Here is a 22,345-nt window from a genome sequence, read left to right on the forward strand (position 1 = left end):
ATTCGCGCTCGCCTCGGCCGAGATCCTTGCGGGCGGCCGCACGGAGCGCAGAAGGCCGCGGCAACTGCGAGTCGAGAGCCGTCGGCGGTCCGTGGAAGACGGCCGAAGCGTGCGACTCGGGTGCGAATCTGCGATGCCGATGCCGATGCCGATGCCGGGGCTGTGTCGGTGCCAAGCCATAGCCTCGAGGGATGGCCCGCACCGCAGAGTCCCCCGCACCGCCCCGCATCAGCGATCCCGACCTGCCCCGGGAGTTCGAGCCCGCATCCCCCGCGCGCAGCGCCGACATCGTCGCCGCGAGTCTCGATCTCCACGGAACAGTCGACCTCGCCTACGCCACACTCGAGCAGTGCACCGTGTCGGCAGATGCCGAGGCGGTCGACCTCACCGGCGCGACGGTGGTCGACGTCGAGATGTCCGGGGCACGGATCGCCTCCCTGCGTATGCGTGACGCCGGGGTACGAAGACTGCGGATCAGCGGCGGCCGCATCGGCACCCTCGACCTCAGCGAGGCGCGCATCTCGGAACTCGAGCTGCGCGATGTCCGGATCGACTACCTCAACCTCGGCGCCGCGAAGGTGACCGACCTCGAGATCTCCGGCTGCGCGATCCGCACGATCGACATGCCCCAGGCCGAGCTCACCCGCGTCCGGTTCACCGCCACGACCAGCGATGAGGTCGACCCGCGGGGCATGCGCGCCAAAGACGTCGACCTGCGCGGCCTCGATGCGATGACCTACCTCGACGCCAACAGCCTCCGCGGGACGACGCTCTCCTCGTTCCAGGTGCAGCAGCTGGCACCGGTGATCGCGGCGGGTCTGGGCATCCAGATCAAGGACTGACGGGACCGCTCGCCGCCAGCAGCTCCTGCGTGAACGGATGCTGCGGCGCCGCGAACACGTCGGCGGTCGCGCCCTGCTCGACGATCCGGCCGTCCTGCATGACGAGCACCTCGTCGGCGACGGCCCCGACCACATCGAGATCGTGCGAGACCAGGATCATCGTCAGCTGCCGCTCGCGCTGCAGTCGGGCCAGCAGCTGCAGCACGCGTTCACGTACCGAGGGATCGAGCGCCGACACGGGTTCGTCGAGGACCAGCACCTCGGGATCGGCGGCGAGCGCCCTGGCGATCGCCGCACGCTGACGCTGTCCGCCGGAGAGTGCGCGAGGACGGCGATCGGCGAGCTCGGCTGCGAGGCCGACCTCGTCCAGCAGTTCGGTGACCCGCACGGCCCTGCTGCCCCGTGGCACCCCGGCCGCCTCGAGCCCCTCGCGCAGGGAGCGGCCGATCGTCCACCGAGGGTCGAATGCGCCGAGCGGATTCTGATGCACGAGCTGCACCCGCGGCGCGCCGATCCAGCGCAGCGAGCCGGCGTCCGGCTGCTCGACACCGACGATCATTCGTGCCAGAGTCGTCTTCCCCGATCCGGACTCCCCCACGACACCGAGCGTCTGCCCTGCCGTAACGGTGAACGAGGCGCCCGTGACCGCCGGCACCGCGTCGAAGCTCTTCGAGAGCCCGTCCGCGACCAGCACCGGCAGGGAGTCCGACTCCACGGCCGCACGAGGTTCGTGAATCGTCGCCGCGATCAGCTGACGCGTGTACTCGTGCTGCGGGTTCTCCAGCACCTCGGCCACCGTGCCGGACTCGACCACCCGACCGCCCTTCATGACCAGCACCCGATCCGCGAGCCGTCGGACGGCCGCGAAGTCGTGGCTGATGAAGACGAGCGCCGTCCCCGCATCCGTGATCTCGCGCAACAGAGCGAGGATCCGTGCCTGCACGGTGGCATCGAGCGCGGTCGTCGGCTCGTCGGCCACCAGGACCACGGGGGCCGCGGCGATCGCGGAGGCGATCAGCGCCCGCTGCCGGAGCCCGCCCGAAAGCTCGTGCGCATACTGCCGGGCGCGACGCTCCGCATCGGGCATCCACACGCGCCGCAGCAGTTCCCGCACCCGGGCATCGAGCGTCACCCTGCCCCGCGCGAGGCCATGCAGGCGCAACGGCTCCGCCACCTCCGCACCGATGCGGCGGAGCGGGTCGAGCGAGACCAGGGCATCCTGCGAGACGAGGCCGATGCCGGAGCCGCGGAGTCCCCGCCAACCGTGCTCGGAGAGCGTCGCCGCATTCCTCCCGTCGACGATGAGGGTGTCGACCGTCACCGTCGCCTCCGACGGCGTGAGCCCGAGGAGTGCGCGCGCGGTGAGGGTCTTGCCCGCGCCCGACTCCCCGACGATCGCGACGCACTCCCCCGGCTCGACCGCGAACCCGACGCCGTCGACCACCGGCTCCGCGCCGAACGCGATCCGCAGTCCCCGCACCTCCAGCGCACTCACGACGTCCGCCCTTCTGCGCGTGCCCGCAGGATTCGCCCGATGACGGTCGCCGAGATGACGGTGAGGGTGATGGCGATTCCGGGGAAGACCGCGATCCACCATGCCTGTCCGAGCACGTTGCGTCCTCCGGCGAGCATCAACCCCCATTCGGGCGTCGGCTCGGACGGCCCGAGACCGAGGAAGCTGAGGCCCGCCGCCGCCAGGATGCTCGACCCGATGCCGATCGTCGCGAGCACGCTCAGCGCTCCGAGCACACCGGGGACGACGTGACGCGTGAACGCCTTCACCCTCGGTACGCCCAGGATACGCGCGGCTTCGACGTGCTCGGCGACCCGCAGGGTCTGCGTCTGCACGCGGGCGAGCCGGATGTACACCGGCACCGCGGCGAGAGTGACCGCGATCGCGATGTTCACCGGGCCCGGCCCCAGCACCGCGACCACGACGAGAGCGACGAGGAACTCGGGAAAAGCCATCAGCACGTCGTTGACCCGCATCACGGTGGTGTCGACCGCCCGGGGCGCGACCCCGGCGAGAGCACCGACGACGAGGCCGACCGCCAGCGCGACCGCCGTGGCGAGAAACCCGATTCCCAGCGAGCGTCCTGCCCCGTAGACGACACGCGAGTACACGTCACGACCGCTCTGGTCGGTGCCGAAGAGATACTCGGCACTCGGCGGGAGCAGCGCCGAGCGCACGTCGGTCTGCAGCGGATCGTGAGTCGCGAGCACTCCGGGGAAGACGGCGGCGAAGACGATCACGGCGAGCACTGCCGCGGCCGCCCACAGCAGCACGCGCTGTGCGCGCTTCATCGGACGCCTCCGGCTCGGGCCGCTCGGACGCGCGGATCGATCAGCGGGTGCACGAGCTCGACGACGAGGTTCACGACGACGAATACGAGTGCACTCAGGAGGATGATGCCGGTGATGACCGGAAGGTCCCGGTCGCTGATCGCGGCGAGCGTGACGCGACCGAGTCCCGGCCGGGCGAAGACGGTCTCGACGAGCACGGCCCCACCGAGCACGGAACCGGTGAGGTACGCGGCGAGCGTGATCGCGGAGGCCGCGCCATGACGCAGTCCATGCCGCACGGTGAACCACGAGGGGCTCGCGCCCCGAGCACGCACGGTCTCGGCGAACGGCATCCGCTCCGCCTGTATCAGGCCGTCCCGCAGCACCTGACTCAGCAACGCCGCGACCGGAAGGGCGAGGGTGATCGCCGGCAGCACGAGAGTGGCCGGATTTCGCGCCCCCGAGACCGGGAACCAGCCCAAGCCGAAGGCGAAGACGCTGAGCAGGATGAGCCCGATCCAGAACACAGGCGACGACAGCACGACCAGTTCGATACCCGCGGCGACGGTCCGAGCCACCTGGCCGCGCACGAGCACCGCGACGGCGAGCGCCAGCACCAGGGCGATGAGGAGCGCGAGCACCGAGAGCTGCAGGGTCGCGCCGAGCTGCCGGCCGATGACCTCGGACACGGGCATCCGCAGCTGGTACGACTCGCCCAGGTCTCCGCGGGCCAGCTGCCCGATGAAGCCGACGTACTGCTCGAGCGGCGGCCGATCCAGCCCGAGGTCGGCGCGGATCCCGTCTTTCACCGCCTCGCTGACCTGCGCCTGGGGACCGAGCATCACCGACACGGGATCACCGGGGATCACCCGGAACGCGAGGAAAGCGACGGTCGCGGCACCCCACAGCACGATGACGACGGATGCAGCGAGGCCGACGATGCGGCCGAGAGCAGCCTTCACCACCCCTGCCCTCCGCTCAGCCGGCGGTTCAGCCGACGGTCACATCGTAGAACAGCGGTCGACCGTACAGGTCGTACTGCAGTCCCTCGACGCGCTCGCCGACCGCGGTGATCGCCGACGGGCTGTACAGCGGCACGATGGCGGTGTGCTCGGCGTTCCACTGCTGCAGCTGCGCGTAGAGCTCGTCGCGCTCGCCCTGGTCACTGCTGGCCACAGCCTGCTCCAGGAGTGCGTCGATCTCGGGGTCGCTCACCTGCGACGCGTTCTGGACGCCGTCCGTGTGCAGGTGGCTGCGCAGCAGATCGGGGTCGACTCCCGAGAAGCCCCAGTCGGTGAGGTCGAACGTCTTGGGCTCGTACTGCTCGTTGTAGGCGCCCGGCTCGAGCACCTCGCGCTTCACCTCGAAGCCGATCCCCTTGAGGTCGGACTGGATCGCGTTGGCGAGCGCCGCGCGGTCGTCGGGAACCGGGGTCCAGGCGATCCAGCGCACCGACAGCCGCTCGCCGTCCTTCATGCGGATGCCGTCGGCGTCGCGCTCGGTCCATCCGGCTTCGTCGAGCAGCGCATTCGCGGCGTCCTGATCGAACGGCCAGCTGCCCTCGAGCGAGGCGTCATAACCCGGGGTCGTCGAGCCGAGGATGCTCCATGCACGCGGGAACTGTCCGAAGTAGATCTCCTCGACCGCCGCGTCGATGTCGATGCCGCGGGCGAAAGCCTGACGCACCTTCTCATCGGCGAAGACGCCGTACTTCTCGTTGAGGTACAGCGAGTACGGCAGGCCGGGGTACTCGATCGAGTCGACCGTGACGCCGTCGCCAAGGTCCTTCGCGAGGTTCGGCGGGATGTTGCTGGCGAGATCGGCCTCACCGCTGGTCACCACGCCCGTGCGCACCGACGCCTCGGGCTGGATCTCGACGCGCAGCGTCTCGAACTTCGGAGCCTTCGTGTCGTGCGGGCCCCAGGCGTAGTCATCGTTGCGGGTGTACACGAGCTCCTGGTCGGGCGTGTACTCGGTCAGCTCGAACGGACCGGTGCCCACGGTGATGCCGGGGCCGCCCGCCTTGAGCTTGTCGCCCGACTCCTCGAGCACGGCGGGCGAGTAGAACCCGAGCTGCGGCGTGCTGGCCGCCTGCAGGAAGGGTGCGTACGGCTGGGTGAAGGAGACCTTCACCGTGTGGTCGTCGATGACCTCGGTGCCCTCGTAGAAGGCCGCACCGAGCATGCTGGCCGCCTGGGCCGAGACCGTCGCGGGGTCGACGATGCGGTCGAAGTTCGCCTTGACCGCCGCCGCGTCGAAGGGCTCGCCGTCGGTGAACGTCACGTCATCGCGAAGGGTGAAGGTGTACTCGGTGCTGTCCGGCGAGACCTCCCACTCCTTCGCGAGCCACGGTGTGAACGTGCCGTCGTTCTCCTGGAAGACGAGCGAGTCGAGCACCGCCCGCTGCACCATGCCCGAGACATCGAGCTGGCTGATCTGCGGGTCCATGTGCCCGGCCGACAGGTTCGCGCCCTCGATCGACCACACGAGTTCTCCGTCACCCTCCCCCTCCGAGGCAGGAGCAGCGCAGGCGCTCAGCACCAGGGCGGTGGCGGCGGCGAGCGCGGCGAAGGGCAGGAGACGACGCACGGGGTTTGCGGGCATGACGATCCTCAGAACGAACGGGGCGGGATGCGTCCATTCTACGGCGGATTGTTGGACTGGGTCGATCTGTGTGTCCCCGCGGCTCTCGGGCTCCTCACTCCCCGTCGAACACAATGCGATGCCGGTCGGCGGGCGAGACGATCTCGTCCTCTGTACGCGTCTCATCGTGCGCGATGACGGTGAGACTCAGGCTCTGCACGCGAGGCCGGGGCACACCCACCAGGCGTGCTTCCACGCGCAGGTCCGCACTCGCTCCGGCGATCCGCCAGCGCAGCTCGGCCTCGGTGGCGGCTGCGATCACCCGCTCGGCGAACGGCTTCTGAACGGGGTGCATGCCGCCGATCGTGGCGATGTGCGCCGCGAGGCGGGAATCGCGGATGTCCGGCGGCACATCGTCGAGGACGTGGTCGGCCAGGCCCGGATACTCGGCGGCGGATCGGCCCTCTCGGATGGCGGCATCGATCGCCCGGGCCGCGGTCACGGTCTCCGGCCACGGGCGCACCACGGCCGACGGCGCGTCGGCCGTGTCGAGCGCGTCCTGCAGTGCGGCACCGGCCACACGCCGCGCACCGAACTCGTCCGAGTTCCCGAACGCCACCACGCCGATGCCGGTCGCCGCATGCCAGCGCATGTGGGCGGAGAAGCCCGGAAGGCCCCCGGAGTGCTGCACGATGCGGCCGAACCGCCGGTCCTGCTCCACGAAGAGTCCGTACCCGTAGCCGGCGCCGGCGAGGTCGCGTCCGTCGAACATCCCCGATGGCACGTCGATGGGTGTCCGCGGCTGCTGCATCTCCCTCCGCGAGGAGGGAGCGAGCACGTGCGGCGCGTGCGGATCGTCGGTGAAGGCCGAACCGAGGAACCACATCCAGGTGGCGATGTCGTCCACGGTGCTGAACATGCTTCCGATGCAGCCGAGAGCGCCGGTGCGCACGTAGGGCTCGGGGTGGAAGGTCGCGCCGTCGTCGAAGGTGCGGAAGCCACCGGCGAGGGTGTCGCGCGCATAGCCGTCGGCCGAATGGGCGGTGCGCGTCAGTCCCAGCGGCTCCAGCAGGGTCTCCCGCACCACGTCCTCGACAGCTCGTCCGGTGACGGCCTCGACCGCCGCGCCGACCAGCGACTGCCCGAGATTGGAGTACTGGTATGTGGTTCCGGGCGCGGCGGCGAGCAGCATCCCTTCGGAGAACAGCGCGGCGATCTCCGAACGGGAGTCCCCCAGGTGGCGGTCGACCCAGGCGTTGTCCTCGCCGAGCCCCGATCTGTTGGACAGCAGCATGTCTCCGGTGAGCACGGCATCGGCGCCCCTGTGCCTGGCGCGCACGGCGGGGAGATACTCCGTGATCGGGGCATGGAGATCGAGGGCACCGCTGTCGCGCAGCGCGAGTGCTGTCGCGGCGAGAAAGCTCTTCGACATCGAGGCGATCCGGAACACGGTGCCCCGACTCGTCGTCGAGTCGTCGGCGCGCGGGTGTCCGTGAGTGCGGACACCTCGCACCTCCCCGCGCTCGCACAGGGCGACGATCGATGCCGGGGCGGTCCGACGCGCCCTCTCGTCCCGCCCGTGCCGGAGGGCACGGGCTACCGCCGTCGCCGTCACCGGCGTCGTCGCGAGCGGAGGGGTCGCCCTGTTCACGCGCGATCTCCGACCAGGACCTCGTCCGCGAACGCCTCGACGAGAGCACGGCTGACCTCGGTGTTGTGCGCGTCGACCTCCTCGGCGGAGGCGATGAGGCGCGCCAACGATCGTCCTTCTCCGCGCAGGGCGGCGTCGTCCCAGCGGGCGAGATCGGCAGCCGAGGCCTCGGGGTGGAACTGCACACCGCGCACGTGCCGCCCCAGGCGGAAGGCCTGGATCTCGATCGCGTCGCTGGATGCGAGCAGCACCGCCCGCGGAGGCAGACGGGTGATCATGTCCTGGTGGTTCTCGATCATCGGGGCACCGTCGCCGAGCGTCGCGATCACCGCATCCTCCCGGCCGGACGGGGTCGGACGGATGGGCGTCGCCCCGCGCTCGACGGGACCGGTCTTCGCCTTCACCTCGCCGCCGGCGACGTACGCGAGCACCTGCGCGCCCAGACAGATGCCGAACGTCGGGAGGTCGCGGTCGATGGCCTCGGCGGCGAGCGCGCGCTCGGCCACGAGCCAGGGTGCACGATCGTCCTCGTCCGGCATCAGTCCGCCGCCGAGGAGCACCAGCCCGGAATAGCCGTCGAGAGTGACGGGGAGCTCCTCCTCGGCGCCCACCACGGCGTCGATCGCGATGCCGCGATCGACGAGCCAGTCCCCGAGGCGTCGTGGTCCGGAACTCGCCGAGTTGATGACGACGAGCACGCGCGGGCTCACAGCGCTCCCTCCCGCGTCGACACATCGACGGCGGGCACCAGCGCGACGGTGGCGGGCGGTGCCGCCCGCCCCGCCAGGAAGGCCTCGTGGTCGCGATCGGAAGCCTCGAGGACCCGGAGCACGTTCTCGTGCGCGAGGGCGGCGAGGTCGGCCTCCGACCATCCCCGCGCTCGCAGCTCTGCGAACAGCGCCGGGTAGCCGGAGACGTCGGCGAGCCCGTCCGGCATCACGTCGGTGCCGTCGTAGTCCGCGCCGATGCCGACGGCGTGCGGTCCGGCGACCCGTCGGATGTGGTCGAGGTGATCGGCGACGTCGCCGACGCCCACGACCGGCGCATCACCCTCGCCGCCGGCCTCCCACCAGTCGCGGCGGGCCTGCGAGACGAACGTGGGCACGAAAGCGACCATCACCACTCCGCCCTGGGCTCCGATCGTGGCGAGCACGTCGTCGGGGACGTTGCGCGGGTGATCGCAGAGGGCGAGAGCACCGGAGTGGCTCACCATCACGGGGCGGGTGGTCTCCTCGAGGGCGTGACGCATGGTGGTCGGGGCCACGTGGGAGAGATCGATGAGGACACCGATGCGGTTCATCTCGCGCACCACCTCGCGGCCCCATGCACTGAGACCGTCGTGATGCGCGTCGTCGGTCGCGGAGTCGGCCCAGGCGGTCGTCCGCGACCAGGTGAGCGTCATGTACCTCGCGCCCAGACGGGCGTACTGGCGCAGCACCGCGAGCGAACCGCCGAGCTGGCCGCCGCCTTCGATGCCGATGAGCGAGGCGATCCGTCCCTCCGCCATCGCCTGGCGCACATCCGCAGCGGTCCGCGCGAAGGCGAGGCGCTCGGGATGCGCGTCGACCAGGCGGTGCACGAAGTCGATCTGCTCCAGCGTTCCGACGACCTGTTCTGCGCCCTGCAGCACCGGATCGACCCATACCGACCAGAACTGTCCGGCCACCCCGCCGATCGCGAGCCGGGGAAGGTCGGTCTGCGTCGACGGCACGCCGTCCGCGAGCTCCTCCACCCCGTACCCGAGCAGGGTCCTGCTCGCCCATGCCAGGTCGTTGTGTCCGTCGATCACCCTGTCGAGCATCCGCCGTGCCCCTCTCTCAATCCTCGCGCGCGTCCAGCGCCGCGTTCATCCGCGCGGTCAGGTCATGGTCGATGGCCCGCTCCGCGCCGTCGAGCTGCGCCACCGGCACCGCGCCGCGCGTGCTGGAGCACAGCCACAGCGCATCCGCCCGATCCAGATCGTCGCGTATGAGCACCCCGATCCGCGTCGGGACGTCGGTGATTCCCGAGAATGCATCGGCCTGGGTCGTTCCGGGGAGGACGCCGAGCTCGGCGGGTGGTGTGACGAGCTCGCCGTCGATGCGGGCGATCAGCGTCGAGCGCGGGCCTTCGAGCACGAATCCGTCTCCGCTCACGAAGATCACGTCATCGGCGCCGCGCCGGGCCGCCTCCCGGAGAGCGGCCTGATTCACCGCGTAGGCGAGCGACTTCGCTCCCTGCAGCAGCCAGGGAGCGGTCTGCATCGCATCGTGCCGGTAGCCGCGATCCAGCACGACGGCGCGGACGCCGCGGACCCGCACGCCGGAGGGGTCGCTGCCGGCGAACCCGAGCACCCATCCGGTCGGCCCTGCCGGGTCGAATTCGTCGCCCCGGGTCATGACGAACTTGACGGACGCGATCTCCCCCTCCTCCAGCGCTCCGGGAAGGGACACCTCCGCGGCCGCCCGCAGCACGGCGGCTCGCCACAGGTCGCGCCGGGGCGCGGGCAGCTCCATCAACGCCGCCGAGCGTTCGAGCCGCGTCAAATGGGCTTCGAGCGCCTGCGGCCTGCCGCCGCGGACCACGGCCGTCTCGAACACGCCGTCGCCGCGATTGACGCCGAGGTCGGTCGCCCTGACGATCGGCTCACGCGGGTCGATCGGGTGGATGCTCTCCTCGACGGCGGACGTGCCCGACAGGTCGAGGCGAAACAGCAGCAGCGCACGCATGATGGTCCTCTCCGGGACGGGCGTCTCACCCATGCGTGAGCGCGGGGTCACGGACGGCGGATTCGGCGGAATCCCAGGTGCGAGAAGCGGCCCGCTCGATCCGCTCCACGAGCACGTCGTGGCCGATGCCCGCTCCGCGAGGAACCTGCACCCTGCCCTCCACCGCGGTGACGGGTGGGGCGATGATGTCGTCGACGTAGTACTTGTCGGAGCCGGAGACATCCGACGGGAGCAGGAACCCGGGCAGTGCCGAGATCGCGACGTTCGCCGCTCGACCGATCCCGAACTCGTGCATGCCCCCGCACCAGACGGGGACGCCGGCGTCGACGGCGAGGTCGTGCGCCGCCTTCGCGACGGTGAGTCCCCCCATCCGCGACACCTTGATGTTGAGGATGCGCGCGGCGGAGAGCCTGATCATCGTGCGCAGATCGCCGAGCCCGACGACGGACTCGTCCAGACACACCGCCGTTCCGATGCGGGCCTGGAGCGTCGCGTGCGCCACCATCTCCCGCGGGGCGAACGGCTGCTCGATCATCGTCAGACCGAGCGCGTCGAGCTGTGTGAACACGGCGGCGGAGTCGTCGTCGTCGGGATACGCGCCGTTCGCGTCGACGTGGAGGTCGAGGTCGGGGTGCGCGTCGCGTACCGCTCGCACCGGCTCCACGTCCCACCCGGGGGCGATCTTGAGCTTCACGCGCGGATAACCGGCTGCACGCTGCAGCTCCACCTGGGCCAGGAGCTCGTCGATCGACGGCTCGATGCCGAGCGAGACTCCCGCCACGACCTCGTCGCGGGTGCCGCCCAGCGCCGTCGCGAGGGCGATTCCCCGGCGGCGGGCGAAGAGATCCCACACCGCGCCGGAGAAGCCGGCTCTGGCGAACTCGTTGCCGCGCACCCGCGCCCACGTCCTCTCCAGGTCGGCGGGCTCCTCGCCCTCTGCACCGACGAGGGCCGGTACGAGGTAGCGGGTGGCGATCTCCCACGCCGTCGTGGTCGTCTCCGCGCCGAAGTACGGGTCGCTGGGCGCGGCGATCTCTCCCCAGCCACGGCGGCCTTCCTCGTCGGTGGCCTCGACGAGGATGTGCTCGATTCCCGACTTGCGATGCGAGCTGGTCTCGAAGCTGTGCCGCAGTTCCTGCCGCAGCGCGAACAGACGGATGCGGGTGATCCTCACGCCTCCGCCTCCTCGTCGACCTCGGGTCGCGAGGGATCCGAGCTGTAGAGGCCCAGTCGCGCGACGAGCCGATCGCGCTCAGCCAGGCGGCGGCGGGCTCCCTTCGCGCTCGCCGTCGTGAGCGCACTCAACAGGTGGCAGACGGCCGCGACCGGGGTGGGCGAGTCCGCGTAGGACGCCGACCCGGTGCGCACGCGGATGAGCGACGTCGCGAGCGGTGCCAGCGGGGCGTCCTCGCTGTCGGTGATCACCACGAGCTGCCCGCCCGCCTCCCGGAACAGCTGGCCGAGCCGCACGGTCTCCTCCCGGTAGCGCCGGAGGGAGAAAGCGATGAGCACGTCCGAGGCCCGCACATCGGTCAGCACGGTCAACGGCTGCAGCGCATGCCCGTCGACGAGGAAGACGTTGGACAGCGTCGCGGACAGGTCGGCGTTGAGCAGCTGCGCGTAGGCGGCCGCCTTTCCCTCACCGGCGACGTAGCGTCGTCGTGCGCCCAGCAGCAGCGCCGCGGCCTGCGGCACCTGGGCCGAGGTGCTCAACTCTTCGAAAGTGAGCGCGAGCGTGCGCAACTCGGTCTCGATGATGCGCGCCTGGATGCTCTCCGCCGAGAGATTGGTCCGGATGCGCTCGCCGAAGCGGTCCCGCGGCGAGACGAGCTCGCGATCCTCGTGCTGCTGGTCGCTCATGCGATGGCCTCCCCTGATGTCGCGCGGTAGACCGCGGTGTGCTCGTCGACGCGGGAGGCCGCGACGAGCACGTCGCCTCGCCGGAACACCTCCGTCATCGCACTCTCCAGCTGCCGACGCAGCGCCGACCGCTCGCCGGGCACGAGCTCATCCGCACGCGCGGGGATCGCGATCCAGTCGGCGTCGCCGGCGTGCACGACGCGCCCCCAGTCCTCCCTGCCCAGTCCTGTCGGAACGCCCGATCGCGGCACCCGGGGCACGGTCGCGGTCAGATCCCAGGAGACCACGAGCCGGTCGGTGTCGGGCCGGGCGTAGTAGTCGCGTTCGAACGCGATGCCGACCGCACCGAGGGAGCTGAGGTTGAAGTGCGCGTTCCGCGCCAGCAGCGGATCGAAGGTCCAGCGCATGGACTGCTGCCCCCACCGGAGCGCGACGTCGCGTTGGGCGAGCTTGAGTGCCTGACCGACCCCGCGGCCCTGCTGCGCGGCATCGACCGCGGCGGCCTGCGAGTAGTGGAAGTGGGTCCCGCTCGCATCGCAGCCAGCGAAGCCGTAGGCGAAGCCGATGAGCCCACCATCGTCAGCGAAGGCCCCCACCGCGGATCCCCCGTTACGGGCGAGCGCGGTGAGCAGATTGGCGTTGAGCGCGTACTCCTGCTCGGTGTACGCGAAGACGCGCGCGTAGAGTGCCGCCGCCTCACGGAACTCGGAGTACTGGGTCAGTTCGCGGCAGTCGTAACCGACGCCCGCGTCGGCGGCCACCGAAGAGTGAGGCACGATACGTTTCCTAAGATCGAACGAGTGATGCAGCTGGGAGCGATGTTATCGGCGGGTTGCACGTCAATCAAGAGGCAGATACGGTTCGTAACTGTGACCACTTTCCCGGCAGCTCCCGGAGCGGACCACCCTTCAGACGACATCATCGCACTCGTGCGCGAACTTGTGACCTGCGAGTCGCCCACCCGCGATGTCGTCGCGAGCCGCACCATCGCCGATCTCCTGACCGGATGGTTCGAGGGCGTCGGCGGGGAGGTCCGTCAGGAGCCGACCGCCGCGGGAACGGATCTCGTCATCGACGTCGCCGGAGCCGGCGATCCGTACCTCCTCATCGGTCACACCGACACCGTGTGGCCGGAGGGCACCCTCGACGGCACACTGCCCTGGTCCCAGCAGGGCGACATCGTGCGCGGGCCCGGCGCCTACGACATGAAGGCCGGGATCGTGGTCATGCTCGAGGCCTTGCGGCGACTTCAGCCGCTCCCCCGCGAACGCCGGAGAGCCGTGCGCATCGTCCTGGTCGCCGACGAGGAGGTCGGCTCGCCCGAGTCCGGCCCCCTGCTCACCGAACGCGCACGCGGAGCCGTCGCCGCCATCGGATTCGAATCGCCGCATCCGGACGGCGCCCTCAAGGTCGGCAGGCGCGGGAGTGCACGGCTCAGGATCGCGGTCACCGGGCGCGCCGCACACGCCGCCCTCGACCCCGAGCACGGCGTGTCCGCCGTGGACGAGCTCGTCGATCAGTTGCTGCGCGTGCGGGAGATCGTCGCGGATCCCGCCTTGCCGGGGCCCGTGCTCTGCAATGTCGGGACGATCTCCGGCGGGGCTCGCGCCAATGTGATCCCCGCGCAGGCGCAGGCGGAGATCGGTCTCCGCTTCACCGATCCGGTCACCGAGGAGCGCGTGATGCGGGCACTCGCCGCGCTGCCGCCCGTCCGCACCGGTGCGGAGATCGTCGTCGAGACCCTGAGCTCCCGCCCTGCCTGGGCCGCCTCCGCGCAGGACGCCGCGCTGGTGGCGGCCATCGAGCGGTCCGCCGCCGGCGTCGGGCAGCACGTCGAGGGACGTCCGGCGGCCGGCGCGGGGGACACCAATCTTCTCGGCGCCCTCGGGCTGCCGACGGTCGACGGATTCGGACCCCGCGGGGGCGGCGCGCATGCGGAGGACGAGCACTTCCTGCGCTCCTCCCTCGGCGAGCGCATCGAGCTCCTGCGTGCCGTACTCACCCTGCCCGCGGAATGAGGATACGATTCCCGTTTGTGCCCTGATCACGATGATCCGAGGGATACGTTCCGGATCTCGGGACGGGAATACTGCCTCATCGAACCCCCTTCGCGTGGGGCGCATCCTTGCATCCGCATGTTTCCGCGCTGTTACACGCGGAAAGCAACCTGCGCCCAGATGCCGACTTGCGAAAAATCTTCGACGATACGCAACGAATCCCTTGACCCAGGGGCAGACTTCCGCTTGCATGGTCTCCACCGACCCGGCTTCATCGTGGATCCGGGCGGCGCCCGAAGGGACTTCTTCTATGCGTCTTGCCCCCCGCTCCAGAACAGCACGAAGTCTGACCGCCGCTGCGATCGCCTCCGCGCTGCTCATCGCTGCTCCCGCCGGTGCCGCTCAGGCGCAGTCCGTGAGTGCCGCGACCGAATCCCCCGCCTCCGAGACCACGTTGCGCATCGCGACGTCCGGCTTCGTCGACACGTTCAACCCGTTCATCTCGATCTACCTGACGCCGACGAACATCATCCGCTACGTGTACGAGTCCCTCGTGCAGAACGACGCCGAGGACGGCTCCCCCACCAAGGGCCTCGCCGACTCCTGGGAGGCCAGCGACGGCGGCCAGACCTGGACCTTCACCCTGCAGGACGATCTCACCTGGTCGGACGGCGAGCCGATCACCTCGGCCGATGTGAAGTACACCTACGACCAGATGATGACCGTGCCGGCCCTCGGGACCGCGAACGGCAACCTCGTCTCCAACTTCGACTCGGTCGAGACTCCCGACGACAAGACCGTGGTGATCTCGCTCAAGACGCCGCAGGCGCCCAACCCCGGCTCCGAGATCCCGATCGTCCCGCAGCACATCTGGGAGGCGGTCGACGACCCGACCACGTTCGCGAACGACTCCGAGGTGGTCGGCTCCGGCCCCTTCGTCCTGGACAGCTACTCGGCCAACCAGTCGATCGTGCTCAAGGCGAACAAGAACTTCTGGCGTGGCGCCCCCAAGATCGACGCGATCCAGTACGTGTACTACACCAACTCGGACGCCCAGGTGCAGGCGCTGAAGGCCGGCGACGTCGACCTCGTCTCGGGCCTCACCCCGACGCAGTTCGAGGCGCTCGACGGCGTCGAGGGCATCACGACCCATTCCGGGATCGGACGCCGCTATCACTCGATCAGCATCAACCTGGGCCAGCAGACCCGCGAGAACGTGCCCTACGGCACCGGTAACGCGGCGCTGACGGACCTCGAGGTCCGTCAGGCGATCCGCCTCGGCACCGACACGGAGACGCTGCTCGACAAGGTCCTCGCCGGCGAGGGCGTGCAGGCCACCAGCTTCATCCCCGCGTCCTTCCCGAAGTGGCACCTCTCGAACGACGACGAGGTGATCGTCGGGTTCGACCCCGACGCCGCGAAGGCGAAGCTCGACGACGCGGGCTGGGTGCCCGCTGCCGACGGCATCAGGGAGAAGGACGGACAGCGTCTGAGCCTGCGCCTGCTGACGGACGCCGACGACTCGAACGAGCAGTCCATCGCCGAGTTCTTCGTCCCGTGGATGAAGGACATCGGGATCGAGATCGCGGTCGAGTCGACCGACTCCGACACCATCAGCGCGAAGGCCACGTCCGGCGACTACGACCTGTACTTCAGCGGATGGTCCGTCAACCCCGACCCCGACTACCAGCTCGGCATCAACACCTGCATGAACCTGCCCACGGCGACCGACGGCACCGGCGGCACCACGCAGGACGGCTACTGCAACCCCGAGTTCGACGAGTTGTACGCCCAGCAGCGCTCCGAGATCGACGAGGAGAAGCGCCAGGAGATCGTGCACGACATGCTGGCGCTGAACTACACCGACACGGCGCAGGTCGCCACCTGGTACGCCAACTCGCTCGAGGCCTACCGCTCCGACCGGTTCACCGGCTTCACCCTGCAGCCCAAGGACGGTGGCATCATCGCGAACCAGGCCGGCTACTGGGGCTACCTCACGGTGGAGCCCGTCGAGGGCGCGACCGCCAGCGGCACCGGCACGAACACCGGACTCATCATCGGAGGCATCGTGGTGGGAGTGGTCCTCATCGGAGGACTGGTCTTCTTCCTGATCCGTCGTCGCAACATCGCCGACGTCGAATGACTCCAGCGAGACGCCGCGGGCGGCGGGCATCCGCCCCCGCGGCGTCTCCCGGTCCGCTGTAAGGAGACTTCATGTCGAACGCGGTTCCCCCATCCACATCCGCCATCGCCACCAGCGCCGCAGCCGAGGAGCAGCCGAGAGGTCTCGGCGGCCTCCGCTACTTCCTGGTCAAGCTGGGCGGCGCGGCCATCAGCATGGCGATGGTCATCCTCCTCGGATTCTTCGCCTTCAAGATCCTGCCCGGAGACCCGGTCGCATCGATCGCGCGCGAGCGCGGCATGAGCGCCGAACAGGTGGCGCAGCTGCGCGAGCAGCTCGGCCTGAACAAGCCCCTGTGGCAGCAGTTCATCGACTACCTCGGCAACGTCTTCACGCTGAACTTCGGCACGAGCTACGTGTACCGCACGTCGGTCTCCGAACTCATCGGCATGTACTTCTGGAACACGATCCTCCTCACCGGCACCGCGGCGATCATCGCCATCGCCCTCGGCCTGTGGCTCGGGCAGAAGGCCGCGTGGAAGCACGGCTCCACCTTCGACCGCATCGTCTCGGGCACCTCGCTGGTGTTCTGGTCGGTCCCGACGTTCTGGCTCGCCCTGCTGCTGCTGATGATCTTCGGCGGCACGCTGCACTGGTTCCCCACCGGCGGGATGGTCTCCCCCAACCCGCCCACCGATCCCGTCGGCGCCGTCCTCGACGTGATCTCGCACATGGTCCTGCCCGTGATCACGATGGTCGCCGTCGTCTATGCGCAGTACCTGATGGTGATGCGCAGCTCGCTCCTGGAGGAGATGGGCGCCGACTATCTCACGACCGCGCGCGCGAAGGGACTGCGGGAGGACCTCGTGCGCCGACGCCACGCCGTCCCCAACGCCCTGCTCCCGACCGTCACCCTCGTCTTCATGCACATCGGCGGGCTGATCGCCGGGGCGGTGACGGTGGAGACCGTGTTCTCGTGGCCCGGACTGGGCAAGCTCACCTTCGAGGCCATCTCCGGTCCCGACCTGCCCCTCCTGCAGGGCACCTTCGTGGTGTTCTCCACGATCATCATCGTGATGAACCTCATCGCGGACCTCATCTACCGTCAGCTCGACCCGAGGGTGAGGCGCGCATGAGCACGGCATCCACTTCCATCCGCTCGCCCCGCGCGCTCGCCTGGCACCGCCGCGGGGCGGCGTTCGCCGACTTCTGCCGCCAGTTCACGCACCACCGCGCGGGCATGGTCGGTCTGATCTTCCTGGTCATCGTCGCGGCGGTGGCGATCCTGGCACCGGTGATCGCACCGTCGAGCATGCTCGACGTCACCAAGCTCGTCGACCCGGAGCGGTTCGCGCCGCCCTCGTGGCAGCATCCGCTCGGCACCGATCAGCAGGGCCGCGAGATCTGGGTCCGCATGGTGTGGGGGGCGCGCGTCTCCCTTCTGGTCGGACTCGCGGCCACCGCCATGTCGATGGTCATCGGCACACTGGTCGGGCTCTCCGCCGGTCACTTCACCGGCTTCTTCGGCGGCCTGATGATGCGCATCATCGACTTCTTCCTCGTGCTGCCCTCGCTCATCCTCGCGATCGTGCTCTCCTCGGTGCTCAGCCGCGGTGTCTGGACGATCATCATCGCGATCGGGCTCACATCCTGGGCGGGCACGGCGCGCGTGGTGCGGGCGCAGACCCTGTCGATCGAATCGCGCGACTACATCGAGCGCTCGCGGGCCCTCGGCGCCGGCCACTGGCACATCATCATCAAGCACCTCCTCCCCGGCGTGCTGCCTCTGGTGCTCGCCAACACCACGCTCACGGTGGGTTCGGCGATCATCTCCGAGTCCACGCTGGCGTTCCTCGGGCTCGGCGACACCACGCTGCAGTCCTGGGGCTCGATCCTGAAGAACGCGATGGACGTGTCCGCGGCGACCAGCGGCTACTGGTGGTACGTGCTCGTGCCCGGTATCGCGATCGTCCTGGTGGTGCTGTCGTTCACCCTGATGGGCCGCGCCGTCGAGAACATCACGAACCCGACGCTGAGGAGCCGATGACATGCCCGATCTGATCTTCGACGACGTCTCGATCACCTACCGCACCGCCGGGCGCGCCGGGCGGGACGAGGTCGCCGCCGTCCGCAACGTCTCACTGACGCTGCCGGCGGGCCAGACGCTCGGCATCGCCGGGGAGTCGGGGTCCGGTAAATCGACCCTGGCGATGAGCGTACTGCGCCTGCTGCCCCACAACGCACGCCTGAGCGGCCGCGTGCTCCTGGGCGACCAGGACGTCGCGGAGCTCTCCTTCGGCCAGCTCCGCGCGGTGCGCTGGGCGCAGACCTCCATCGTGTTCCAGGGGGCGATGCACTCGCTGAACCCGGTACGGACCGTGGGCTGGCAGCTGCTCGAGGCCCTGGAGCTGCACGCGTCGGATCGCTGGAAGAGCGAGAAGGGCCGCAAGCAGCGCATGGCGGAGCTGCTGGATGTCGTCGACCTCCCGCAGCAGAAGTCCGAGTCGTACCCGCACGAGCTCTCCGGCGGCCAGAAGCAGCGGGTGATGATCGCGATGGCCCTGGCGTGCGACCCCGAGGTCATCATCGCCGACGAGCCGACGACCGCTCTCGATGTCATCGTGCAGAAGCAGATCCTCGACATGATCTCGCGGCTCGTCTCCGAGCGCGGCATCTCGATGCTGATGATCAGCCACGACCTGTCGGTCCTCGCGACGGCGTGCCAGCGCATCGCCATCATGCGCGACGGCGAACTCGTCGAGGTCGGTGAGAGCTACGCCGTCTGCACACGTCCGACGCAGGACTACACCCGGCAGCTGGCCGACGCCTTCCCCACCATCGGCGATCCGGCCTCCCGCCTGGCGCCGGTGACCCGGCACGGGCAGGGCGCCGACGAGGTGCCGGACATCGCCCATGGCGACGAGGTGCTGCTGGAGGCCCGCGGGGTCAACGTCACCTATCGCTCGGGCAGTCGACCGGTGCACGCCGTGCGCGACGTCGACCTCACCGTGCGTCGAGGCGAGATCGTCGCGCTCGTCGGACAATCCGGTTCGGGGAAGTCGACACTCGCCAGGGCGCTCATGGGCCTGCAGCCCGCCGACCCCGGCTCACGGATCCTCTTCGACGGCGCGGAGATGCCCACGAAGGGCCGCGACCTCGCGCACTTCCGCTCTCAGGTGCAGCTCGTGCTCCAGGATCCCTGGGCCGCGCTGAACCCGAAGCACAGCGTGTACGAGTCGGTCGCCGAAGGTCTGCGGGTGCAGCACTTCACAGGCGACGAACGCGAGCGCGTGGCCCAGAGCCTCACGGATGCCGAGATGACGCCGCCGGAGAGGTTCTTCAGTGCCATCCCACAGGAGCTCAGCGGCGGGCAGCGCCAGCGCGTGGTCATCGCCGGTGCCCTCGCCGTGCAGCCGCAGATGCTCATCGCCGACGAACCCGTCGCTTCGCTCGATGCCTCGGTGCGGGGAGAGATCCTCGGCCTGCTGCTCGACCTGCGCCGGCGGCTCGGACTCTCCGCGCTCGTCATCACGCACGACCTGGGCCTCGCCTGGAACATCGCCCACAGCGTCGCCGTGATGTACCGCGGGGAGATCGTCGAACGGGGCACGACCGAGGAGGTCCTGTTGAATCCACAGCACGAGTACACCCGGCATCTGCTCTCCGCAGCACCGCGCATCGAGGAGCAGCCGGCATGACCCGCACGACCTCTCCTTACCTCGACTCCGCCCCGCTGCAGCCCGGAGACACCGTGGCGATCGTCTCGCCGTCCGGGCCGGGGAACGAGGAGAACACGCAGCGCGCGGTCGACTACTACGAGTCATGGGGTCTGCGGGTGCGGGTGGGCGACCACGTGCTCACCCCGCACCCGCGCGCGTCGTACCTCGCCGGTCCCGACGACGTGCGCCGCTCGGATCTCGTCGATGCGTGGATGGACCCGGACGTGGACGCCGTCGTGGCCGCCCGGGGCGGGTACGGGGCACTGCGACTGCTCGACGGCATCGACTGGGCGGAGATGCGCCGCGGAGCGCTGCGGCGCGACGGTCGCCCGAAGCTCCTCACCGGCTCCTCCGACATCACCGCGCTGCACGAGACCATGCGCGCGCACCTGGACCTGGCGACGCTGTTCTGCCCGATGGCGGGCAACAACGTCTTCCGCGACTCGGAACAGGTGCGCGCCGACGTGCAGCGGTGGTTGTTCGAGCCCTGGCGCGGACGCGAGCTGATCGGCCCGAAGACCGAGGTGATGACACCGGGGCGTGCGATCGGGCGTTTCACCGGCGGCAATCTCAGCCTGCTCGCCGCCGGGCTCGGCGCCCCCGAGGCTGCCGTGCCCGCTCCCGGCATCCTCTTCCTCGAGGACATCACCGAGGAGCCGTACCGGCTGGACAGCTTCGTGACGCAGCTGCGGAGGGCGGGGCGACTCGCGCAGGCGACCGGGATCGTGCTGGGCTCCTGGCACGAATGCGGCGACCTCGAGCTCGTGCACGCCCTCATGCGCGACGAGTTCCAGGACGCCGGTGTGCCCGTGCTGTGGGAGCAGGGCTTCGGGCACGACCCGCACGCCCTGACGATCCCCCTCGGCGTCGACGGCGTCCTCGATGCGATGACGGATGAGCCGCGACTCACGGTGGGAGTGCCCGGATGATCGCCGTGCCGACGCTCGATCCCCGCATCACCTGGTCGGTGCGGATGATCGACGCCGACAGCGGCGCCACCCTCGCCGAGCACGACCCACACGTGCAGTGCGAGACCGCCAGCATCGGCAAGATCTTCCTCCTGCTCGAAGTCGCGCGCCGACTCGAAGACGGCACGCTCGATCCGGATCAGCCGGTCGCCATCCCGGAGGGGCACCGTGTGGAGGACTCCGGTCTACTCTACCGGATGCGCAATCAGGGTATCGGCGTGCACGACGCCGCCCTCCTCGTCGGCGCGGTGAGCGACAACCTCGCCACGAACGCCCTCATCCACCTGTGCGGCCTCGAGTCCGTGCGCGCCGTCGCGCCGGCCCTCGGATACACGCAGACCTCGCTGCACGACTACATCCGCAACGAGCGCACGCCCGACCTGCCCTGGACACCGTCGTACGGCACCGCGGCGGAACTGACCGACCTGATGCGCCGCCTCGGTGCCGGTGAGGCCTTCTCCCCCGCGGTGAGCGCACGCGTGCTCGACTGGCTGGCCGCCGACACCGACACGTCCATGACCGCCGATGCCTTCCTGCTCGACCCGCTCGCCCACGTGGACGCCGAGTACCAGGGCATGGTCCTGCGGCACAAGACCGGCAGCGTCGGATTCGCCCGCGTCGACACCGGCCTGCTCCGCGGCCCCGTCGCGACCGTCGCCTACGCGGTGGCCGCGAACTGGAAGCAGAGTCCGACCGATCTGCGCGCGCCCGTCATCGACGGCATGAGAGACATCGGAGAACGGATCCGACTGCATGTCACCGGGCTCGCGCGTGACGAGACGGGGCTCGCATGAGCGTCATCGGCGCGGAACTGCCTGCGGATCACGGCACGGTGTGGTCCGTCCTGGTGAAGGACATCGACACCGGCGAGGTGCTGCTGCAGCATGAGCCCGAGGCGGCGCTCGACACCGCGAGCGTCGGCAAGATCTTCCTCCTGCATCGGCTGCTCACCGAGGTCGATGCCGGGACGCGGAGCCTGGAAGAGCGCGTGACGCGCCGCCCCGTGGAGTCCATCGACGACTCCGGACTCTGGTACCTGCTGCAAGCGGCGGAGCTGTCGCTCTACGACGTGGCCGCCCTCATCGGCGCGGTCAGCGACAACGCCGCGACGAACACCCTGGGCCGGGTGATCGGGATCCCCGTGGTCCAGGAGCACACGCGCGCCCTCGGCTACACCTCCTCCGCGCTGGACGACATCGTGCGATGGCCGATCCCGCCCGGCGCTCCGACGACGCTGTCGCATGCGAGCGCCACCGAACTGGTGCGATTCATGACGCGTCTCGCCGACGGGACCGACCTGACCCCGGCATCGGCCGACACCCTCCGACGCTGGCTCGGCGCGGGCATGGACCTGTCGATGGTCGCGTCCGCCTTCGACCTCGACCCGCTCGCACACTGGGGCTTCGACCGCGGCATCTGGCTGCTCAACAAGACCGGCACGATCTCCCGGGTGCGCGCCGACACGGGCATCGTGATGTCGCCGGATCGCCGGATCGCCTATGCGGTGCTGGCGAACTGGGACCGCGGCACGGACGGGCGCGGACCGGTGCTGGCCGCGATGCGCACGATCGGCGAGGGCATCCGCAGCGCGCTCGCCGGGTGAGTCCGCGGC

At 69.9% G+C, this 22,345-nt stretch carries 20 protein-coding genes; 9 read left to right on the forward strand and 11 right to left on the reverse strand.

What is annotated here, in order from left to right; genetic code table 11:
• Nucleotides 1-191: 191 nt before the first annotated feature.
• A complete protein-coding gene (locus tag BQ2383_RS17990; protein ID WP_091037064.1) occupies nucleotides 192-842 on the forward strand; it encodes a pentapeptide repeat-containing protein in 651 nt (216 codons plus the stop codon).
• Here the strand turns inward: BQ2383_RS17990 and BQ2383_RS17995 are convergent.
• The 11 genes from BQ2383_RS17995 to BQ2383_RS18045 all read right to left on the reverse strand — a co-directional run bounded on the left by BQ2383_RS17995 (nucleotide 832) and on the right by BQ2383_RS18045 (nucleotide 12,703).
• Nucleotides 832-2,337: an ATP-binding cassette domain-containing protein gene (locus BQ2383_RS17995; protein ID WP_167381660.1), complete on the reverse strand. Its 1,506-nt coding sequence runs from the start codon at nucleotides 2,335-2,337 to the stop codon at nucleotides 832-834. The genes BQ2383_RS17990 and BQ2383_RS17995 overlap by 11 nt on opposite strands.
• Nucleotides 2,334-3,146, reverse strand: a complete 813-nt coding sequence (locus BQ2383_RS18000; RefSeq protein WP_091037069.1) for an ABC transporter permease — start codon at nucleotides 3,144-3,146, stop codon at nucleotides 2,334-2,336. The genes BQ2383_RS17995 and BQ2383_RS18000 overlap by 4 nt, the downstream gene beginning before the upstream one ends.
• Complete coding sequence (locus tag BQ2383_RS18005; RefSeq protein WP_091037072.1) at nucleotides 3,143-4,090, reverse strand: ABC transporter permease; 948 nt, start codon at nucleotides 4,088-4,090, stop codon at nucleotides 3,143-3,145. The genes BQ2383_RS18000 and BQ2383_RS18005 overlap by 4 nt, the downstream gene beginning before the upstream one ends.
• A gap of 25 nt (nucleotides 4,091-4,115) precedes the next feature.
• Nucleotides 4,116-5,729 carry an ABC transporter substrate-binding protein gene (locus BQ2383_RS18010; protein WP_091037075.1) on the reverse strand — a complete coding sequence of 538 codons (1,614 nt, stop codon included), beginning with the start codon at nucleotides 5,727-5,729 and terminating at the stop codon, nucleotides 4,116-4,118.
• A 94-nt stretch (nucleotides 5,730-5,823) separates the two neighbouring features.
• On the reverse strand, nucleotides 5,824-7,359 hold the full coding sequence (locus BQ2383_RS18015) for a serine hydrolase domain-containing protein (protein ID WP_244176046.1): 1,536 nt from the start codon (nucleotides 7,357-7,359) through the stop codon (nucleotides 5,824-5,826).
• Nucleotides 7,356-8,069 (reverse strand): type 1 glutamine amidotransferase, encoded by a 714-nt coding sequence (locus BQ2383_RS18020; protein WP_091037079.1) that lies wholly within the window; start codon nucleotides 8,067-8,069, stop codon nucleotides 7,356-7,358. Before BQ2383_RS18020 ends, BQ2383_RS18015 begins: the two co-directional genes overlap by 4 nt.
• Entirely contained in the window at nucleotides 8,066-9,160 is a 1,095-nt protein-coding gene (locus BQ2383_RS18025) for a dipeptidase (RefSeq protein ID WP_091037082.1), read from the reverse strand. Before BQ2383_RS18025 ends, BQ2383_RS18020 begins: the two co-directional genes overlap by 4 nt.
• Nucleotides 9,161-9,176: 16 nt before the next feature.
• Nucleotides 9,177-10,118: an aminotransferase class IV gene (locus BQ2383_RS18030; RefSeq protein ID WP_244176047.1), complete on the reverse strand. Its 942-nt coding sequence runs from the start codon at nucleotides 10,116-10,118 to the stop codon at nucleotides 9,177-9,179.
• Nucleotides 10,093-11,241 carry an o-succinylbenzoate synthase gene (menC, locus tag BQ2383_RS18035; RefSeq protein WP_091037088.1) on the reverse strand — a complete coding sequence of 383 codons (1,149 nt, stop codon included), beginning with the start codon at nucleotides 11,239-11,241 and terminating at the stop codon, nucleotides 10,093-10,095. Before menC ends, BQ2383_RS18030 begins: the two co-directional genes overlap by 26 nt.
• Complete coding sequence (locus tag BQ2383_RS18040) at nucleotides 11,238-11,927, reverse strand: MurR/RpiR family transcriptional regulator (protein ID WP_091037090.1); 690 nt, start codon at nucleotides 11,925-11,927, stop codon at nucleotides 11,238-11,240. Before BQ2383_RS18040 ends, menC begins: the two co-directional genes overlap by 4 nt.
• Nucleotides 11,924-12,703: a GNAT family N-acetyltransferase gene (locus BQ2383_RS18045; protein ID WP_140403382.1), complete on the reverse strand. Its 780-nt coding sequence runs from the start codon at nucleotides 12,701-12,703 to the stop codon at nucleotides 11,924-11,926. The genes BQ2383_RS18040 and BQ2383_RS18045 overlap by 4 nt, the downstream gene beginning before the upstream one ends.
• A gap of 93 nt (nucleotides 12,704-12,796) precedes the next feature.
• Here BQ2383_RS18045 and BQ2383_RS18050 point away from each other — a divergent pair, with 93 nt between their 5' ends.
• The 8 genes from BQ2383_RS18050 to BQ2383_RS18085 all read left to right on the forward strand — a co-directional run bounded on the left by BQ2383_RS18050 (nucleotide 12,797) and on the right by BQ2383_RS18085 (nucleotide 22,336).
• On the forward strand, nucleotides 12,797-13,945 hold the full coding sequence (locus BQ2383_RS18050; RefSeq protein WP_091037095.1) for a M20/M25/M40 family metallo-hydrolase: 1,149 nt from the start codon (nucleotides 12,797-12,799) through the stop codon (nucleotides 13,943-13,945).
• A 289-nt stretch (nucleotides 13,946-14,234) separates the two neighbouring features.
• The gene (locus BQ2383_RS18055) at nucleotides 14,235-16,067 is read left to right on the forward strand and encodes an ABC transporter substrate-binding protein (protein WP_091037099.1); all 1,833 of its coding nucleotides are present in this window, start codon (nucleotides 14,235-14,237) and stop codon (nucleotides 16,065-16,067) included.
• 71 nt (nucleotides 16,068-16,138) lie between these two features.
• Nucleotides 16,139-17,182, forward strand: a complete 1,044-nt coding sequence (locus BQ2383_RS18060) for an ABC transporter permease (RefSeq protein WP_029261645.1) — start codon at nucleotides 16,139-16,141, stop codon at nucleotides 17,180-17,182.
• The gene (locus tag BQ2383_RS18065; RefSeq protein WP_091037101.1) at nucleotides 17,179-18,093 is read left to right on the forward strand and encodes an ABC transporter permease; all 915 of its coding nucleotides are present in this window, start codon (nucleotides 17,179-17,181) and stop codon (nucleotides 18,091-18,093) included. Before BQ2383_RS18060 ends, BQ2383_RS18065 begins: the two co-directional genes overlap by 4 nt.
• A gap of 1 nt (nucleotide 18,094) precedes the next feature.
• Nucleotides 18,095-19,744, forward strand: coding sequence for an ATP-binding cassette domain-containing protein (locus BQ2383_RS18070; protein WP_091037104.1), 1,650 nt, complete (start codon nucleotides 18,095-18,097; stop codon nucleotides 19,742-19,744).
• Nucleotides 19,741-20,694: a S66 peptidase family protein gene (locus BQ2383_RS18075; protein WP_091037106.1), complete on the forward strand. Its 954-nt coding sequence runs from the start codon at nucleotides 19,741-19,743 to the stop codon at nucleotides 20,692-20,694. Before BQ2383_RS18070 ends, BQ2383_RS18075 begins: the two co-directional genes overlap by 4 nt.
• Nucleotides 20,691-21,527 (forward strand): serine hydrolase, encoded by an 837-nt coding sequence (locus BQ2383_RS18080; RefSeq protein WP_091037109.1) that lies wholly within the window; start codon nucleotides 20,691-20,693, stop codon nucleotides 21,525-21,527. The genes BQ2383_RS18075 and BQ2383_RS18080 overlap by 4 nt, the downstream gene beginning before the upstream one ends.
• The gene (locus tag BQ2383_RS18085; RefSeq protein ID WP_091037111.1) at nucleotides 21,524-22,336 is read left to right on the forward strand and encodes a serine hydrolase; all 813 of its coding nucleotides are present in this window, start codon (nucleotides 21,524-21,526) and stop codon (nucleotides 22,334-22,336) included. The genes BQ2383_RS18080 and BQ2383_RS18085 overlap by 4 nt, the downstream gene beginning before the upstream one ends.
• Nucleotides 22,337-22,345 lie beyond the last annotated feature (9 nt).

The organism is Microbacterium oxydans (assembly GCF_900095745.1).
Classification (GTDB): Bacteria; Actinomycetota; Actinomycetes; order Actinomycetales; family Microbacteriaceae; genus Microbacterium; species Microbacterium oxydans_B.

Excerpts from the sequence above, each read along its gene's own strand:
- BQ2383_RS17990 (WP_091037064.1), top strand. The coding sequence starts at position 192 with ATGGCCCGCACCGCAGAGTCCCCCGCACCGCCCCGCATCAGCGATCCC.
- BQ2383_RS18000 (WP_091037069.1), bottom strand. The coding sequence starts at position 3,146 with ATGAAGCGCGCACAGCGCGTGCTGCTGTGGGCGGCCGCGGCAGTGCTC.
- BQ2383_RS18010 (WP_091037075.1), bottom strand. The coding sequence starts at position 5,729 with ATGCCCGCAAACCCCGTGCGTCGTCTCCTGCCCTTCGCCGCGCTCGCC.
- BQ2383_RS18025 (WP_091037082.1), bottom strand. The coding sequence starts at position 9,160 with ATGCTCGACAGGGTGATCGACGGACACAACGACCTGGCATGGGCGAGC.
- BQ2383_RS18040 (WP_091037090.1), bottom strand. The coding sequence starts at position 11,927 with ATGAGCGACCAGCAGCACGAGGATCGCGAGCTCGTCTCGCCGCGGGAC.
- BQ2383_RS18055 (WP_091037099.1), top strand. The coding sequence starts at position 14,235 with ATGCGTCTTGCCCCCCGCTCCAGAACAGCACGAAGTCTGACCGCCGCT.
- BQ2383_RS18060 (WP_029261645.1), top strand. The coding sequence starts at position 16,139 with ATGTCGAACGCGGTTCCCCCATCCACATCCGCCATCGCCACCAGCGCC.
- BQ2383_RS18065 (WP_091037101.1), top strand. The coding sequence starts at position 17,179 with ATGAGCACGGCATCCACTTCCATCCGCTCGCCCCGCGCGCTCGCCTGG.
- BQ2383_RS18070 (WP_091037104.1), top strand. The coding sequence starts at position 18,095 with ATGCCCGATCTGATCTTCGACGACGTCTCGATCACCTACCGCACCGCC.
- BQ2383_RS18075 (WP_091037106.1), top strand. The coding sequence starts at position 19,741 with ATGACCCGCACGACCTCTCCTTACCTCGACTCCGCCCCGCTGCAGCCC.
- BQ2383_RS18080 (WP_091037109.1), top strand. The coding sequence starts at position 20,691 with ATGATCGCCGTGCCGACGCTCGATCCCCGCATCACCTGGTCGGTGCGG.
- BQ2383_RS18085 (WP_091037111.1), top strand. The coding sequence starts at position 21,524 with ATGAGCGTCATCGGCGCGGAACTGCCTGCGGATCACGGCACGGTGTGG.